Origin of the sequence: Pseudoduganella sp. UC29_106 (genome assembly GCF_044055365.1) — a bacterium.
In the GTDB taxonomy this organism is placed as follows: domain Bacteria; phylum Pseudomonadota; class Gammaproteobacteria; order Burkholderiales; family Burkholderiaceae_D; genus Rugamonas.
Genome location: NZ_CP171977.1, coordinates 6,082,334 through 6,098,084 on the forward strand (window position 1 = coordinate 6,082,334; position 15,751 = coordinate 6,098,084).

Here is a 15,751-nt window from a genome sequence, read left to right on the forward strand (position 1 = left end):
TCTGAATTACGCCTCCGGCTCCTGGATGTTGAGCTTCTGCATCTGGTAGCGCAGCTGGCGGAAGCTGATACCCAGCAATTGGGCGGCCTGGGTGCGGTTGTAGTTGGTCTGGGCCAGGGCGCGGATGATGATGTCACGCTCGACAGCAGCCAGATAGGCCGGCAGGTCGCTGGGCAGGACATCGAAGGCCGGCAGCGGCGGCATGGCCGACACTGGCGCGGCCGCAGCAGGCGCGGTCGGCGCAGGCGTGACGACAGGCGCCGGCACGGCCGGGACGGAGACAAAGGCCGGCGCAGCGGGCGCAGTCACCGGCGGCGGCGCAGCGTAAGGCGCGCCCTTCAGCGCCAGGTCCTCTATATTAATAACGCCATCGTTGGAGAAAGCCAGCGCCCGCTCAAGAATGTTCTCCAGCTCGCGCACATTGCCCGGGAAGGAATACGAGCGCAGCGCGTCGAGCACGCCCGGCCCCAGCGTGACCTTGTGTTCGAAGGTGCCGAGCCGCGACAGGATCGCCTCGGTGAGTTCTTCCAGGTCGTCGAGCCGTTCGCGCAGCGGCGCCAGGCGCAGCTCGATCACGTTCAGGCGGTAGAACAAGTCCTGGCGGAACAGGCCCTCCTCCACCAGCTTTTCCAGGTTCTTGTGGGTGGCGCTGATGATGCGAACGTCCACCGGCTCCTCGGACGTGGCGCCGATCTTGCGCACGCGCCGCTCCTGGATGGCGCGCAGCAGCTTGACCTGCATGGCCAGCGGCAGGTCGGCCACCTCGTCCAGCATCAGGGTGCCGCCATTGGCGGCCTGGAAGAAGCCGTCGCGCTCGTCGGCCGCGCCGGTGAAGGCGCCCTTGCGGTAGCCGAAGAACTCGGCCTCCATCAGCGCTTCCGGAATGGCGCCGCAGTTGACGGCGATGAAAGCCTTGTCCGCGCGCGAACTCTGGGCGTGGATCTCGCGCGCCGCCAGCTCCTTGCCGCTGCCCGACTCGCCATTGATGGCGATCGGCGCCATCGAACGCGCCAGGCGTCCGATCTGGGCGCGCAGCGCCTGGATGGCGGCCGAGTGGCCGCGCAGGCGGCTGGTGACGGCGGGCTTGTCCGCCGCGGCAGGCATAGCATCGTTCAGCTTCAGGGCCGACTGCACCATCACGCGCAGCTGATCCAGTTGCACCGGCTTGCTGACGTAATCGAAGGCGCCCGCCTTCAGCGCCACCACTGCGTTGTCGGCGCTGCCGAAGGCTGTCACCACGGCGATCGGGATATTCTTGCCGCTGGCCGTCACGTCGCGCACCAGCTCCAGGCCCAGGCCGTCCGGCAGGCGCATATCGGTCAGCACCAGGGAATACTCGCTCTCGGCGTAGCGGCGGCGCGCTTCGGCCAGGGTTTCGGCGCTGTCCACGTCCAGCCCCATTTTCAGCAGCGTTATTTCCAGCAATTCGCGCAGGTCGGCTTCGTCATCGACGACCAGGACACGTGGAGACCTCATGCAATTCCCTTGTTGGCTTGCGCGGCATGCCGCGCGAAAGTAATCACGAATCGTCCGCTCGACTTGCGGCCGCCAGCTGCCATTTCGGAATCGAAGCGGTATTCGTAATCCAGCATGGCCTCGTTATTCAAGCACAATTCGCGCGCCAGATACAGCCCCAGGCCCGTGCCCTTGCTGGACGTGGTGTAGAAAGGCTCGAACAAATGGGCGCGCACTTCGGGCGAAATGCCGGGGCCGTCGTCCTGCACATGCATTTCCAGCGCCCGGCCCTTGGGCTGCACGATGAAGATTTGCATGCTGCCCGGCTTGCCGCTGGCGTAGCGCACGGCGTTGTTCAGCAGGTTGATCAGCACCTCGCGCAGATGCAGCGGATCGAAGCGCACGGTCACATCCTGCACGCCGCCGAGGCAGACGATGTCGCCACTGAGCTTGTGGGTTTCGTCGAATTCCGCTTTCAGCTCCGCCAGGAAGTGGCGCAGCGCCAGCGGGTCGTGGTGGCTCTGCGCCTTGCGCGAGAGTTGCAGGATGTCCTCCACCATGCGGTTCACGCGCGCCACATTGTCGCTGATGATCTTCAGCAGGCGCTTGTGCACGGGCGCCTGCAGGTCCTCTTCCAGCAGCGAGTTGGCGTGGCCGATGGCCGACAGCGGATTGCGCACCTCGTGCGCGATGCTGGCCGTGAGGCGGCCCATCGAGGCCAGCTTCAGCTGCTGCGCCTTTTCCTCGATGCCCGTCACGTCTTCCAGGAAGATCACATTGCGCTCGGCGCCCAGGCCGGCCGTGTCGGCGGCGGCGAAGCGCACTTTCAGGTGGGAAGCGACGTCGCGCCGCGCGCTCCAGGCGGCGGTCACTTCCTGCAGCGCGGGATCGTCATTGGGCTTGATGGTGACGAAGACGGAAGCATGTTCGGGATGGCCGCGCCAGTCGTTATAGGCTTGCACGATGGGCTGCAGCGCCGGCGTGTCGGTCAGGCGGCTGCCCTGGCGCGCGCCGACGGTGCCGAGCATCTTCTGCGCCGCCGGATTGTTCATGTGGATCACGCCATCGCCGCCCACCACCAGGATGCCGTCGCCGGACTGCGCCAGCACCAGGCGGTTGATGGCCTGCTGCACGCCGATCTCCAGGCCGCGCTGCACGGCCAGTTCTTCCTGCCCGATCAGGCGCGCGGCCATGCGGTTGACCACGATCACGGTGGCGAAGCCGGCCGCGCCGTACAGGCCGGCCTGCACCAGCAGCACCAGTTCGCCATCCGGTCCGAAGGCGCGGTAGGCGGCGTCCGCCAGCAACACCAGGGATGCCGTCGACGCAAAGAACAGGGCCACCAGCAGCGGCGCCAGGATGGCGCAGCCGGCCAGCGGGAACAGATAGAGGATGGCCAGGCCGCTGCGCATGCCGCCATCGGTCAGGTAGAGCATGGAGATGATGGCGATGTCGCAGGCCAGCTGCACCACCAGCTGCAGCATGAAGCGGCGCTTCCAGTAGCTGGCCGCCAGCACGAAGCCGAGCGAGGCCGCCAGGTAAAGCACGCACAATTCCAGGCGCGGGCTGCGGTTGGCGGCGCTGCCCGCGGCGCCCAGGCTCAGGTAGGCAAGCAGGACGACGGCGATGATGGCGCGCGTGCCATTCAGCGTTTGCAGCGAACGCCAGAAGGTCTCGCGCGATTCGGCCGACAGGGAAGCCAGGCGTGCGCGCAAGTTATTTCGCCGCCAGCTGGGCGTGGGCCGTGCTGCAGTAGTCGCGGCCGTTGACCACGACATTCTCGGAAGCGGGGTAATGCACGCCGCAGTGGGTGCAGCACAGCATCGCTTCAACCTGGTCGGCCGGCCGCGCTGCCGGACGCTGCGGCGTCGATGGCGGCGGCACGTGGCGTGCGCTGCGCAGCTTGGCGCGGATGGCGGCGATGACCAGGAAGACCAGCGCCAGCCAGAACAGAATACGTGTCATGCAATCCCTCGATGTAAAACCACTTCCAGTACAAAACGGCTGCCGACATAGGCCAGCAGCAGCGTCGCAAACCCGGCCAGCGTAAAGCTCAGCGCGGTGCGGCCGCGCCAGCCGCGGAAATGGCGGCCCGCCAGCAGCGACGCAAACAGAATCCAGGACAGCAGGGTGAAGACCGATTTATGGTCCCACTTCAGCGCCCGGCCAAACAATTCTTCCGAAAACACGATGCCCGACAGGACGGTCAGGCTAAGCAGCAGGAAGCCGAAACCGATCAGGCGGAACAGCAGCTTTTCCATCGTCAGCAGCGCGGGCAGCTGGTCAAGCGCGGTGGACAGGAAGCTGGCGCGTTCGCTGCGCGTATGCAGCCGCGATTCCTGCAGCGCCATCAGCACGGCGTGGAAGGCGGCGATGGTCAGGGTGGCGTAGGCCAGCGTGGCGATCGCAGATATGCCAGCCCAGCGCGCTCGAGTGGCCGGTGACCGGCACCAGGTTGCCGGGAAAAGCCGCCTGCAGCACGGTGGAGCAGGCCGCGACCGGCATCACGATGCGGCGCAATCCGTCCAGCGGATAGTTCTGATTCTCCAGCCAATACGCCGCCACCGAAATCCACAGCGCGGACGACAGCATGGCCGCAAAGCCGATGCGCAGCGAGCCAGGCAGCATCACATCGATCCACAGCGCCGCGCCGTGCAGCAGCCATGCACCGGCGATCAGCGCGGCAATGGGGACGGCCTTGCGGGATGGGAGGAAGGCACAAACAAGATAGAGCAGCGTCGCTGCGATCAGGAAGTAAGTCTGCATTTAGTAAGTGTAACACCGCAATACCCTGGGGGCAGATCCGACATTCCAATACCCTGGGGTCAGATCCGACATTCGGACACGGCCTCAGCCACCACGAGGCTGAGGCCGTGTCCGAATGTCGGATCTGACCCCAGGGTTCTAAGTTATTCGGTGCGGCGGGCGTGGAGGCGGGCCAGGCGGTCGGCGCTGAGGGGGTGGCTGGACAGGTAGGGCAGCTGCGATTTTTCCAATGTCTGCAGGACCTTGAAGCCGTCCTCCAGGCTGGACAGGGAGATGCCGTTGTGGACCAGCATATCGGCCGCGTAATCGTCCGCTTCCGTTTCGGCGTCGCGCGAGTAGTGCATGTCCAGCGCCAGCGCGGGCAGGCCGGAGATGGCGGCGCTGGCGTCGCCGAACAGCAGGGCGCTGACCGCTGCCACGGCCGAGCCCTGGATCAGGCGGCGCGTCATGTGACGGCGGTGCAGGTGGCCCAGTTCGTGGGCCAGTACGCCCATCACGGCGCCATCGTCCGGCATCAGCGTGACCAGTTCGTCGGTCAGCACGATGTCGCCGGACGGCAGGGCGAAGGCATTCGGCCCGATGCGGCTCTTGCGGAACAGCAGGCGATAGGACGGCGCGCCTTCGTGCGGCGCCTTCAGGTTGGCGAAGGATTCGGCAATGCGCCGGCGCCGCTCGTCCGGCAATTCGCTGGGCGCGAAGACGCGGCGGTCCAGCATGTCGAGCACGCCCTGCCCCAGCTGCTGCTCGGCGGCCGGCGGCAGCGCCTGCGCGACACGGTCGGCCACGACCGGCAACGCATACAAATAGGCCAGCGCCAGCACCGTGACGATGGCCAGCAGCGATGCCAGCACGATGCGCCAGCTGCCCTGGGCGTGGACGACAGAACTGTCCTGGTGGCCGGTCTGTTCCAGCAGCGTATTGAAGGCTTGCTGGTCTTCCGCTTCGAAGGTGGCGCCATCAGGAAAGGTCACCCGGCGCGCCGTATGGCTGCTGCGTTCGGAAACGCGCAGCGCATCGAGCGGACAGGCGCGATCCGCCTCCCCTTCCAGTACGGCCGTGCCGTCCTGCACGGACAGCGCCACGCGGTAAGCGCGCGAAGTACGGCCGTCGAAATAGCGCCCCGGCAGCATCACAGCGACAGGTCGAGGTCCATGAAATCGGCCACGCCTTCGCCGGTCGCGCCGACCTGCACCTGCTCGCCGGCCACGAAGTTATCCAGGCTGCCGTTGACCACCATGGCCATCGCCTCCACCCGGTACTTCATCGCCCGCACCTTGGCGAAGGGAATGAACAGGCCGAGCGTGCAGACAATGCCCAGCAGGTTGGTGAAATAAATCCAGCACAGCGGGCCCCACTTCAGGTTGCAGCGGAATTCATGCTCGCCCAGGCGGGTGTGGTTCCAGATGATGTTCTGGATCATGGAGAAGAACAGCGGCATCAGGGACAGCATCAGCAGATAAACCGCCAGCGGGGCGTACACGGCATTCTCCGCGTTCACACCCAGCAGAGCCGCCAGGATGCCGGCGCCGAATGTGAACACGAGGAAGAAACCAAACATGATGCCGTAGGCCTTGTAAAAGCTGAGGGCTGACGCGTCGTAGCTGAAATGGCTGGCGCCGAAGCGGCTTTCCGTGTGCTGGAAGCGCTTGATGCGGTTGTGGGCCAGCGGCGCCAGCAGGCCGGTGCCGAACAGCAGGGGCAGGAGCAGATAGTGGGCGTAGGCTTCGCCGATGCTGCCGTCGAAACCGAAGCGGATGCCGCGGTAGCTGGCGTTGTGCAGCTTGAACTGCAGGCTCTTCCAGGTCAGCACCGGCATCACCAGCGCCATCACGCCCAGCATCACGAAGCCCGCCGTGGCCGACACGCTGAACGCGTAGTTATAGCCGCCCAGCAGCGCCACGGCCAGGATGCGGCCCTTGAGGATGGCCCCGGGATTGCCGTGGTATTCGAAGCTGCTGCCGGCCAGTCGCGTGCTCGCGTAGAAGTACTGGTTACGGCGCACCTTGGCCCAGGCGGAGTAGATGCCCAGGGTCACGATGCTCAGCAAAAGGTTGACGATCCAGATGCGGAAGTATTCGCTGCCTGTCGCGGAAAAGGCGAGCTGCTGCTCGCCGTCCTCGACCACCTGTTCCCGCATCGCGAGGTTATGCATGACCGCTCCTCCGGTTGATTAAATTACAACCAAGATGCCGTGCGCCACGAAAGTTGTCAATCAGAAACGTCAAGCACTTAAAGTTTTGTGCATGACTGTGACAATGTGAGAGTTAGTTGCAGGCCGGCCCAGCGCATAATCGCGCTTTTCATAATTTATTGCCATTCATGAAACTATGCTTTTGCGCCGCAGCGTTGGCGTTTGCCCTTTCCGCATGCGGCGGCGGCGGCGGAGGAAGCAATGGGCCGCAGCCTTCTGCTCCCCCGCCGCAGGCTGCGGCCGAGATCACGCTGAGCGGTGCGCCTGCCTTGGTGTTCACGGGCGATGGACCGGTGCCTATCCAGTCCAGGCTATCGGCCGCCGGCACGGTCAGCTGGAGCCTGGAGACGGGCTCGCCGGGCAGCCTGTCCGCCGCCACTGGCGAATCGGTCAACTACCTGCCGCCGGCAGCGCGGCAAGCCGCCGCCACCGTGACCGTAGTCGCCACATCCGGCAGCAGCCGCAAGACCATCAGTTTCAAGCTCTATCCCAATCCTGGCGCGGCCGGCATTTCCATCGTGGCGGGAGCCAGCGGCAGCAAGGACGTGATCGACGGCGCGGGCACGGCTGCGCGCTTCCAGTCGATCACCAATATGACGCCAGACAGCCAGGGCAATGTCTGGCTCATCGACGGTAATGCGCTGCGCCTGCTGCAGCCCGATGGCAGCGTGCGCACGCTGAAGGATTTCGCCCAGCGCTCGGACGACGGCCTGGCCACCGGCTACTTCCCCAGCATGAAGGGCGTGGCGCTGGCGCGGGATGGCAGTCCCCTGCTGCTGTGGTGGTGGCAGGGCTCGACCATCAGTTCCGTCGACAGCCATGGCGTCCTGCACGATATCGTGAAATTCCCCGACCAGCGCCCGCCGCTGGGCATGGTTGATCGCGGCAATGGCCAGTTCTATCTGCTGTACGCCAACCATATCCACAGCGTGTCCACCACTGGCAGCAGCGTGCTGCTGGCCGGACGGCAGGACCAGCCGGGCAAGACGGATGGCAATGGCGCCGATGCCCGCTTCGAAGGTATCCAGGATGCCGCGCTTGCCGCCGACGGCACGCTGGTCGTAGCGGACCTTAATGGCGTGCGCAGGGTGCAGCCGAATGGCACGGTGTCGACGCTGCACAGCACGGCCGTTGCGCTGGACCGGCCGCGCTCCGTGGCGCGGGATAACAACGGTAATGTGCTGATACTCGAATCGCGGCACCGCTGACGCCTACACCATCAGCGTGATGCTGGCGGGCGGCGAGATCCGCCCAGTGCTGCAGGCGCAGGATCCGTCCATCGGCGGCAAGGCTGCGCTGATGCGCCTGACCAGCAATAACCAGCTGATCCTGGGCGCCGGCAGCCGCGCCGATATCGTAGCGGGCGACCGCGTAGTCCCGCTGGCCGGACTGGAAGACGACACGACCGTCGCCGTCGACGGCCCCGCCGCCAGCGCCCGCTTCCAGCGCCCAAGCGCCCTGGCGGCCGACGCTGCAGGCAATCTGTATGTGCTGGACCGCCCGTTCGACCCGGCCGATGCGGCCAGGCTGACCACCCACCTCGTGGTGCGCAAGATCACACCCGAGGGCCAGGTGAGCACCATGGTCGACCAGTCCATGGGCGATCCGGCGGGGCTGGCAGCGGCTCCGTCTGGCAGCGTTTATGTGGCGATCCGCCCGACGGGCAGGCTGCTGCCGCAAGGGCCGGCCATCTACCGCGTGAACGCGACAGGGCCGCTCGAGCTGGTGGCAGGCCAGCCGCTGGCCGCGCCCTCGCTGCGCGACGGTGCCGGCATCGAAGCGCGCTTTGCCGAACCGGTCGTGCAAAACGTCGCGGCCGACGGCAGCGTGATCGTTTCCGACTACGATAAGGAAAAGCAGACTGCCGTCTGGCGCAAAGTGTCGCCGGCCGGCCTGGTGACCACGCTGCCGGACGGGAAAGATGCCGGGAAGCTGGCCTGGGATGGCCGGCAATACACGGTCAATCTCAACAACCAGATCGTGCGCATCAATGCCGATGGCAGCACGACAGTCGTTACCAACGGCGGCTACGGCGCCAGCGCACCAGGCCCATTGCCGGGCCGTCTGACGCCGGCGGGCCTGCCAGTGCCCTACGGCCCTTATGCGCTGGCGGTCATCGGCGGCAATACCATTTATAAAGTTGTTCTTCCCCACTGATCATGAAAAATACCCTGCTTACGATGAGCTTGTCCCTGTTCCTGGCTGCCTGCGGTGGCGGTGGCGACGGCGCGGGCGATACTTCGCCACCGCCGGCAGTCCTGGCCCTGGCCGCTGCCAGCAGCGAGACGCTGGCGGGCGGCAAGGCGATCGATCTCAGTGCGTCCGGCGTGAGCGTCAATGTCAACTGGCAGCTGGCGGCAGGCAGTCCCGGTTCGCTCAGCGCCAGCAGCGGCGCGACGGTGCGCTACCAGCCGCCGGCCACACTGAAGGACAATGCGCGCGTGACCGTGACCGCCACTGCAGGCGCGTCCACGCAGTCCATCACGCTGACGGTGTATCCCGATCCGGGCACGCCGGGGCTGTACCTGATGGCGGGCGATCCGAACGGCCGCCCCTACCCGTTCTCCGAAGCCGACAAGGACGGCGCCGCCGCGGATGCGCGCTTCTTCGGCCCGAGCACGCTGGCGGCCGACCGCCAGGGCAATGTGTACGTGATCGAAAACCAGAATCCCAGCCCGTCCAAGCAATCGGGCCTGGTGCTGCGCAAGCTGGCCGCGGCCGGCCAGGTCAGCACGCTGGCCGACTACAGCAACTGGTTCGGCAAGCCGGGGGCACAGCCCGAGCCCATCTTCATTTATCCGAGCGGCATCGCAACCGACAGCCAGGGCAATCTGTTCATCTCCGACCGCCAGGTGCTGTCCAACAGCCGCAGCCTGATCCACAAGCTGGGCGCGGATGGCGCGAATACCGTTTTCGCCGGCACCGACCAGACGGTGAGCGCCTCGGTCAAGGATGGCACAGGCAAGGATGCGCGTTTCAGCGCCCCCACCCTGCTCGGCATCGATGGCGCGGACAACCTCTATGTGCGCGACGACCTGGATAAGCAATTCCTGCGCAAGATCACGCCGCAAGCCGTGGTCACTACCATCGACAGCCTGCCGGCGGACCTGAACGCTGACCTGAACGGCAATATCTACCGCATCGATCCGATTCGCTTTGTGGTCCTGCAACGCGCGAAAGATGGCACGGAGCGCGTGATCGCGGGCGTGGACGGCGTCGGCGGCAACCGCCTGGGCGCCCTGCCCGGCGGCCTGGCGCGTCCCGTCGCCATCGCCAGGCTGGGTCCCGCCAGCTATGCCGTGATCGCGGAGACGGCGATCCTGAAGCTGGTGGTGCCGCACTGAGGTAAAATCAGCCCTTTTCCCGGCCCTGCCGGGACCGAGCTTGTATATATTTAGTAGGTAGCCAATGCTAGACAATCTGACCCAGCGCCTTGCCAAGGTCGTCAAGACCATGCGCGGCGAAGCGCGCCTGACCGAGTCCAACACCGCCGAAATGCTGCGCGAAGTGCGCCTGGCGCTGCTGGAGGCCGACGTGGCCCTGCCGGCCGTGCGCGAGTTCATCGCCAGGGTCAAGGAAAAGGCCCTGGGCGAGGAAGTGATTTCCTCGCTGACGCCGGGCCAGGCCCTGGTGGGCGTGGTGCAGCGCGAACTGGCCGCCCTGATGGGCGCCGACCTGGGTCCGGAAGCGGCCCAGCTCAGTTTTGCGCAACAGCCGCCGGCGATCATTCTGATGGCCGGCCTGCAAGGTGTGGGTAAGACCACCACCGTCGGCAAGCTGGCCAAGTACCTGAAGGAACAAAAGAAGAAGAAGGTGCTGACCGTGTCGGCCGACGTGTACCGTCCCGCCGCTATCGCCCAGCTGCAATCGGTGACCGGCCAGGTCGGCGCCGACTTCTTCCCGTCCACCGCGCAGGACAAGCCGGTCGATATCGCGCTGGCCGCGCTGGACTGGGCCAAGAAGCACTACCACGATGTGCTGATCATCGACACCGCCGGCCGCCTCGGTATCGACGAAGAGATGATGAAAGAGATCGCCGCCGTGCACGGCGCGGTCAAGCCGGTCGAGACCCTGTTCGTGGTCGACGCCATGCTGGGCCAGGATGCGATCAATACCGCCAAGGCTTTCAACGATGCGCTGCCGCTGACCGGCGTGGTGCTGACCAAGCTCGATGGCGATTCGCGCGGCGGTGCGGCGCTGTCCGTGCGCCATATCACGGGCAAGCCGATCAAGTTTGCCGGTGTCTCGGAAAAACTGGACGGCCTGGAAGCCTTCGATCCGGCGCGCATGGCCAACCGCGTGCTGGGCATGGGCGACATCCTGGCCCTGGTCGAGGAAGCGCGCAAGGGCGTGGACGAGAAGGCAGCGGCCGAACTGGCGGCCAAGGTCAAGTCCGGCGGCAAGTTCGACATGAATGACTTCAAGTCGCAGCTGACGCAGATGAAGAAGATCGGGCGGCATGTCCGGCCTGCTCGACAAGCTGCCGGCGCAGTTCCAGCAGGCGGCCTCCGGCGCCAACATGGACCAGGCGGAAAAGCAGGTGCGCCGCATGGTCGGCATCATCGACTCGATGACGCCGGCCGAACGCGCCAAGCCGGAGCTGATCAAGGCGGCCCGCAAGCGCCGCATCGCGGCCGGCGCCGGCGTCCAGGTGCAGGAGGTAAACCGTTATGCTCAACCAGTTCGAGCAGATGCAGACGATGATGAAAAAGCTGTCCGGCGGCGGCCTGATGAAGATGATGAGGTCGATGAAAGGCATGATGCCGGGACTGCGCTGATTCGCCTTTTTCCCCTATGAGAGCCGCCTTTTTGGCGGCTTTTTACATTTTGTAGCTGCTTTAACGTGTGTTTCCCACAAAAAAGGGAAAAAACACTTGCATAAGCTGCAAATCCCTACCAATATTAGCCGTGCGAATGTATTGCGCAATTTTTCCAAGTGTTTGTTAAGGAGGCTCGAATATGGCAACAGCCAAGAAAACCCCAGCAGCACCAGCAAAAAAAGCGGCAGCCAAGCCGGCCGCCAAAAAAGCAGCTCCGGCCAAAGCCGCTGCCAAACCTGCAGCAGCAAAGAAAGCAGCACCGGCCGCACGTAAGCCAAATGCCGCTTTCATGAAAGAGATGACTCCTTCGTCCGCACTGTCCGCGGTGGTCGGCTCGGCTCCACTGCCACGCACCGAAGTGACCAAGAAAGTGTGGGATTATATTAAGAAGCTGAATCTGCAGGATGCCGCTAACCGCCGCATGATTAATGCAGACGACAAGCTCAAAGCCGTTTTCGGCGGCAAGTCGCAAGTCTCCATGTTCGAAATGACCAAGCTGATCTCCGATCATCTGAAATAAAGCGCCTCCGGCTGTTGCGGCCGCAAAAAAGCCCCGATGCTCCGCGCTCGGGGCGTTTTTTTTATATGTCCAAGCCACATCTTCTCGCCATGCCGCTGGCCAGCCTGACGGCGGTCGGCCTGCTCGCTTCCGATCTTTATTTGCCGGCGCTGCCTTCGATGGGCGCGGAGCTTGCTGCGTCCATTCCTGCGGCGCAGGCGACCATGGCGCTGTTCATGATTGCGCTGGCCTTGTCGCAGCTGGTGTGGGGATGGGCGGCGGATCATTTCGGCGACCGCTGGACCATCCTTGCCGGCACTGCGCTGCTGGCGGGCGGCAGCCTGCTGTGCGCTCTGGCGCCGGGGATTGATGCGATGCTGGCCGGGAGGCTGGTGCAGGGGCTGGGCGCGGGCGCGGCTACCGTTGCCGTGCCGGCGCTGATTCGGCGGCGGTTTTCGGAGACGGATGCGGTGAGCGCGCTGGCCATGGTGGCGATGGCGGAGTCGGTGATTCCGGCGATTGGGCCGGCGGTGGGGGCGGCGATTGTTTTGTATGCGGGGTGGCGCGTGACGTTTTGGGTGATTGCGGTGATGTCGGTGGCGTTAATGCCGTTAGCGGCGCGCATAGTCGGCGCCGCAATCGAGGCACGGGTCGGGGCGGGACTGCGGGCGGAAGCGCGCTACTGGCGTATGTGCCACTGCTGCGTAACGGGCCGTTCATGCGCTACGCCCTGAGCTACGCGCTGATGTTTGGCGCGCTGCTGATGTTTGTCGCGAGCGCGCCGGTGATTGTGACGCATTCGATGGGCCTGAGCATCCGCGCCTTCGCGGTGCTGCAAATCTGCGGCGTGGCGGCCTTCATGCTCGGCGCGACGACGGCGATGCGCAGGGTGAAGCAGACCGGCGCGGCGCCGCTGCTGCGCTGGGGAGCGTGGATGCAGATCGCGTCCGGCGTGCTGATGACGATGTTGGCATGGCAAGGCGATTTCGGGCTGGCGCCGCTGGTGGTGCTGTGGGCGCTGTTTTGCAGCGGACTCGGTGTGCGCGGCCCGTCCACCATGGGCGGCGCGTTACAGGCCGCAGGCGAGCACGCCGGCAAAGGCGCGGGACTGACGATGTTCCTGGCGTTTGCAGCGGTTGCGCTGGCGACCATGGCCGCGGCGCCGCTGCTGCATTTCGGCCTGTTGCCTGTAGCCGCCCTGCTGCTCGCGCTGGCTGCAGCAAGCAAGCTACTACTGCGTTAAATCGGGATACCAGGCGACCGGCGCGCGCCTGATCAACTTCAGTTGCGTGCCGGTCCACTTATAGAATGAGATGCCGCGCTGTTTGGTATCCTCGTTCGGCATGCCGATCAGCACCAGCAAGCGGCTGTCGGGCCGGAAGCGCAGCGAGCCTGCGCCATGCCAGCCACCGACGCCCAGGTCCTCGTGCACGTTGACTGCGACATTGGTGGCGATGTCCGGCTGGTGCACTTTGCCGGTCCGGGCATCGATGATCATGAACATCGTGCAGTCAGTGCCGCAGCCCCAGTCCTTCAGGCGCGTGCGGAACATGCGCGCGGCGCGTCAGCCGGATAGTGGGAAGCGTGGATCGTGTATTCGCGCTGCGCAGCACAGGCGGCGGCTCAGAGCTTCCACTTGTTCCAGGCGGAGAGCACGGCGTTGGGGTATTCAGGGCGGCCGCGGCTGCCGTTGTAGCGGCCGAGGGCGAGGTAGAGGTTGCCGCCTTCCATGTCCAGGTACATGCGCAGGATGGCGCAACCGTAGCGCAGGTTGGTCTGCATATTGAACAGCTTGCGGCGGTCGCTGTCGCCGATGATGTTGGTCCAGAAGGGCATCACCTGCATATAGCCGCGCGCGCCGACAATCGACACGGCGTACTTGCGGTAGGCCGATTCGACCTGGATCAGTCCGAGCACGAGGCCGGGATCGAGGCCGGCGCGGCGCGCTTCGTACCAGGCGGTTTCGAGGAATTCGCGGCGCTGCATTTCGTCCGGCAGCTTGCGCCGCAGGCGGTCGGACATGGCAAAGTGCCACGCATCGTACTGCGCCTTGTCGGAAGGATTGAGGAAGACGGGCTTGGGCGGCCGCGAGTCCAGGATGGCGTTGGAGAGCGCCAGCCGCACCGAGTCGGCCAGCGCTTCCTCTTTCTGGTTGCCGGCAAAGCCGAACGGCGCCGACAGCACGCCGGCCGAGAAAGCCAGGACGTGCCACCAGCGCAGCGGCCGCGCCCACCAGCGGCGGCGTTCACGGCCTGCGGGCAGCGGCTTGGCGGCTTCCGGCATCACTGCTGGACTTTGCCCTTGATGAAGGAAACGATATCGGCCAGCGGCACGGCGGTGGCTTCGGCATCGCGGCGGCCCTGGTATTCCAGGTTGCCTTCCTTCAGGCCGCGCTCGCCGATCACGACGCGGTGCGGCACGCCGATCAGTTCCCAGTCCGCGAACATGGCGCCCGGACGCAGGCCGCGGTCGTCCACGATCACGTCGATGCCGGCGGCTTGTGCGGCGGCGTACAGCTTGTCGGTCTCCTCCTTCACCAGCTCGGAGCGGTCATAGCCCATCGGGCACAGCACCAGCTCGAAGGGAGCCAGCGAGGTCGGCCAGATGATGCCCTTGTCGTCGAAGTTCTGCTCGATGGCGGCGCCCAGGATGCGGGTGATGCCGATGCCGTAGCAGCCCATTTGCAGCGGGGCCGGCTTCTGGTTCTCGTCCAGGAAGGTAGCCTGCATCGACTCGGAGTAGGCGGTGCCCAGCTGGAACACGTGGCCCACTTCGATGCCACGCTCGATGGCCAGCACGCCCTTGCCGTCGGGCGAAGGATCGCCTTCGACCACGTTGCGCAGGTCAGCGACGATTGCCGGTTCGGCCATGTCGCGGCCCCAGTTGGCGCCTGTGTAGTGGTAGTCGGCTTCATTGGCGCCGGTCACGAAGTCGGACATCAGCGCCACCGTGCGGTCGGCCACCACGGTGACCGGCGCCTTGGTGCCGATCGGCCCCAGGTAGCCCGGCACGCAGCCGTACACTTCCTGGATTTCCGCCTCGGTGGAGAAGCGGTTCTGCGCCAGGCCCGGCACCTTGCCGGCCTTGATCTCGTTCAACTCATGGTCGCCGCGCAGCAGCAGCATGAAGTATTCCTTCTTGCCGTCTTCTTTCTCCACGGTCAGCGCGATGGTCTTCACGGTCTGCTTCAGGTCGATATTGAGCAGCTTGGCAACGTCTTCGCACTTGGCCGCTTTCGGCGTGGAAGTCTTGGCCAGTGCGGCGGAGCCGGTAGCGCGGGTGCCGTTGGCCACCGCTTCGGCGGCTTCGATATTGGCCGCGAAGTCGGAGGTCGGGCAGTAGACCAGCGCGTCCTCGCCGGTGGAGGCGATCACATGGAATTCATGCGAACCGGTGCCGCCGATGGCGCCGTTATCCGCCGCCACGGCGCGGAACTTCAGGCCGAAGCGGCTGAAGATGCGGGTGTAAGCGTCGTACATGATCTGGTAGGACTTTTGCATGCCTTCCACATCGCGGTCGAAGGAATAAGCGTCCTTCATCGTGAACTCGCGGCCGCGCATCAGGCCGAAGCGCGGACGGCGCTCGTCGCGGAATTTGGTCTGAATGTGGTAAAAATTCAACGGAATTTGTCGGTAGGACTTAACCTCATTGCGCACGACATCGGTGATCACTTCTTCCGATGTCGGCTGCAGCGCGAAGTCGCGGCCGTGGCGATCCTTCATGCGCAGCAGCTCGGGACCCATCTTGTCCCAGCGGCCAGTCTCCTGCCACAGTTCGGCCGGCTGTACCAGCGGCATCAGCAGCTCAATGGCGCCGGCGTTGTTCATTTCCTCGCGCACAATCGCCTCGACCTTGCGGATCACTTTCAGGCCCATCGGCATATAGGTGTAAATGCCGGAACCGAGGCGCTTGATCATGCCCGCGCGCATCATCAACTTGTGACTAACGATTTCTGCGTCCGAAGGCGCTTCTTTGAGTGTAGAAATAAAAAAAACGGGAAGCACGCATAACGGTGAATTC

The 15,751-nt window shown here is 65.0% G+C and carries 13 protein-coding genes and 3 pseudogenes; 7 read left to right on the forward strand and 9 right to left on the reverse strand.

Annotated elements, in window-relative coordinates:
- Positions 1–6: 6 nt before the first annotated feature.
- From ACHMW6_RS30285 to ACHMW6_RS30310, 6 genes and pseudogenes are all read right to left on the reverse strand, one after another.
- Positions 7–1,476: a sigma-54-dependent transcriptional regulator gene (locus ACHMW6_RS30285; protein WP_395402608.1), complete on the reverse strand. Its 1,470-nt coding sequence runs from the start codon at positions 1,474–1,476 to the stop codon at positions 7–9.
- The gene (locus ACHMW6_RS30290) at positions 1,473–3,170 is read right to left on the reverse strand and encodes a sensor histidine kinase (RefSeq protein ID WP_395402610.1); all 1,698 of its coding nucleotides are present in this window, start codon (positions 3,168–3,170) and stop codon (positions 1,473–1,475) included. The genes ACHMW6_RS30285 and ACHMW6_RS30290 overlap by 4 nt, the downstream gene beginning before the upstream one ends.
- 1 nt (position 3,171) lies before the next feature.
- On the reverse strand, positions 3,172–3,420 hold the full coding sequence (locus ACHMW6_RS30295; RefSeq protein ID WP_395402612.1) for a PP0621 family protein: 249 nt from the start codon (positions 3,418–3,420) through the stop codon (positions 3,172–3,174).
- A pseudogene (locus tag ACHMW6_RS30300) lies at positions 3,417–4,221 on the reverse strand (inner membrane protein YpjD). The gene ACHMW6_RS30295 and the pseudogene ACHMW6_RS30300 overlap by 4 nt, the downstream one beginning before the upstream one ends.
- A gap of 143 nt (positions 4,222–4,364) precedes the next feature.
- Positions 4,365–5,351, reverse strand: coding sequence for a M48 family metallopeptidase (locus tag ACHMW6_RS30305; RefSeq protein WP_395402614.1), 987 nt, complete (start codon positions 5,349–5,351; stop codon positions 4,365–4,367).
- The gene (locus ACHMW6_RS30310; RefSeq protein ID WP_395402616.1) at positions 5,351–6,373 is read right to left on the reverse strand and encodes a YjgN family protein; all 1,023 of its coding nucleotides are present in this window, start codon (positions 6,371–6,373) and stop codon (positions 5,351–5,353) included. The genes ACHMW6_RS30305 and ACHMW6_RS30310 overlap by 1 nt, the downstream gene beginning before the upstream one ends.
- A 167-nt stretch (positions 6,374–6,540) precedes the next feature.
- Here ACHMW6_RS30310 and ACHMW6_RS30315 point away from each other — a divergent pair, with 167 nt between their 5' ends.
- The 7 genes and pseudogenes from ACHMW6_RS30315 (at position 6,541) to ACHMW6_RS30345 (ending at position 12,974) form a co-directional block, all read left to right on the forward strand.
- Entirely contained in the window at positions 6,541–7,620 is a 1,080-nt protein-coding gene (locus ACHMW6_RS30315; RefSeq protein ID WP_395402617.1) for a hypothetical protein, read from the forward strand.
- A 19-nt stretch (positions 7,621–7,639) separates the two neighbouring features.
- The gene (locus tag ACHMW6_RS30320) at positions 7,640–8,569 is read left to right on the forward strand and encodes a hypothetical protein (RefSeq protein WP_395402619.1); all 930 of its coding nucleotides are present in this window, start codon (positions 7,640–7,642) and stop codon (positions 8,567–8,569) included.
- 2 nt (positions 8,570–8,571) lie between these two features.
- Complete coding sequence (locus ACHMW6_RS30325) at positions 8,572–9,756, forward strand: hypothetical protein (protein WP_395402621.1); 1,185 nt, start codon at positions 8,572–8,574, stop codon at positions 9,754–9,756.
- Between the two features lie 64 nt (positions 9,757–9,820).
- Positions 9,821–11,190: pseudogene (gene ffh / locus ACHMW6_RS30330) on the forward strand (signal recognition particle protein).
- Positions 11,191–11,371: 181 nt separating this feature from the next.
- Positions 11,372–11,752 carry an SWIB/MDM2 domain-containing protein gene (locus ACHMW6_RS30335; protein ID WP_395402623.1) on the forward strand — a complete coding sequence of 127 codons (381 nt, stop codon included), beginning with the start codon at positions 11,372–11,374 and terminating at the stop codon, positions 11,750–11,752.
- A 65-nt stretch (positions 11,753–11,817) separates the two neighbouring features.
- Positions 11,818–12,465, forward strand: a complete 648-nt coding sequence (locus tag ACHMW6_RS30340) for an MFS transporter (protein ID WP_395402625.1) — start codon at positions 11,818–11,820, stop codon at positions 12,463–12,465.
- Positions 12,450–12,974: a hypothetical protein gene (locus ACHMW6_RS30345; protein WP_395402627.1), complete on the forward strand. Its 525-nt coding sequence runs from the start codon at positions 12,450–12,452 to the stop codon at positions 12,972–12,974. Before ACHMW6_RS30340 ends, ACHMW6_RS30345 begins: the two co-directional genes overlap by 16 nt.
- Here ACHMW6_RS30345 and ACHMW6_RS30350 read toward each other — a convergent pair.
- From ACHMW6_RS30350 to ACHMW6_RS30360, 3 genes and pseudogenes are all read right to left on the reverse strand, one after another.
- Positions 12,963–13,283, reverse strand: coding sequence for a hypothetical protein (locus tag ACHMW6_RS30350; protein WP_395402629.1), 321 nt, complete (start codon positions 13,281–13,283; stop codon positions 12,963–12,965). The genes ACHMW6_RS30345 and ACHMW6_RS30350 overlap by 12 nt on opposite strands.
- A gap of 71 nt (positions 13,284–13,354) precedes the next feature.
- Entirely contained in the window at positions 13,355–14,014 is a 660-nt protein-coding gene (locus ACHMW6_RS30355) for a lytic transglycosylase domain-containing protein (RefSeq protein WP_395402631.1), read from the reverse strand.
- Positions 14,014–15,739: pseudogene (locus ACHMW6_RS30360) on the reverse strand (proline--tRNA ligase). The gene ACHMW6_RS30355 and the pseudogene ACHMW6_RS30360 overlap by 1 nt, the downstream one beginning before the upstream one ends.
- Positions 15,740–15,751: the final 12 nt, after the last annotated feature.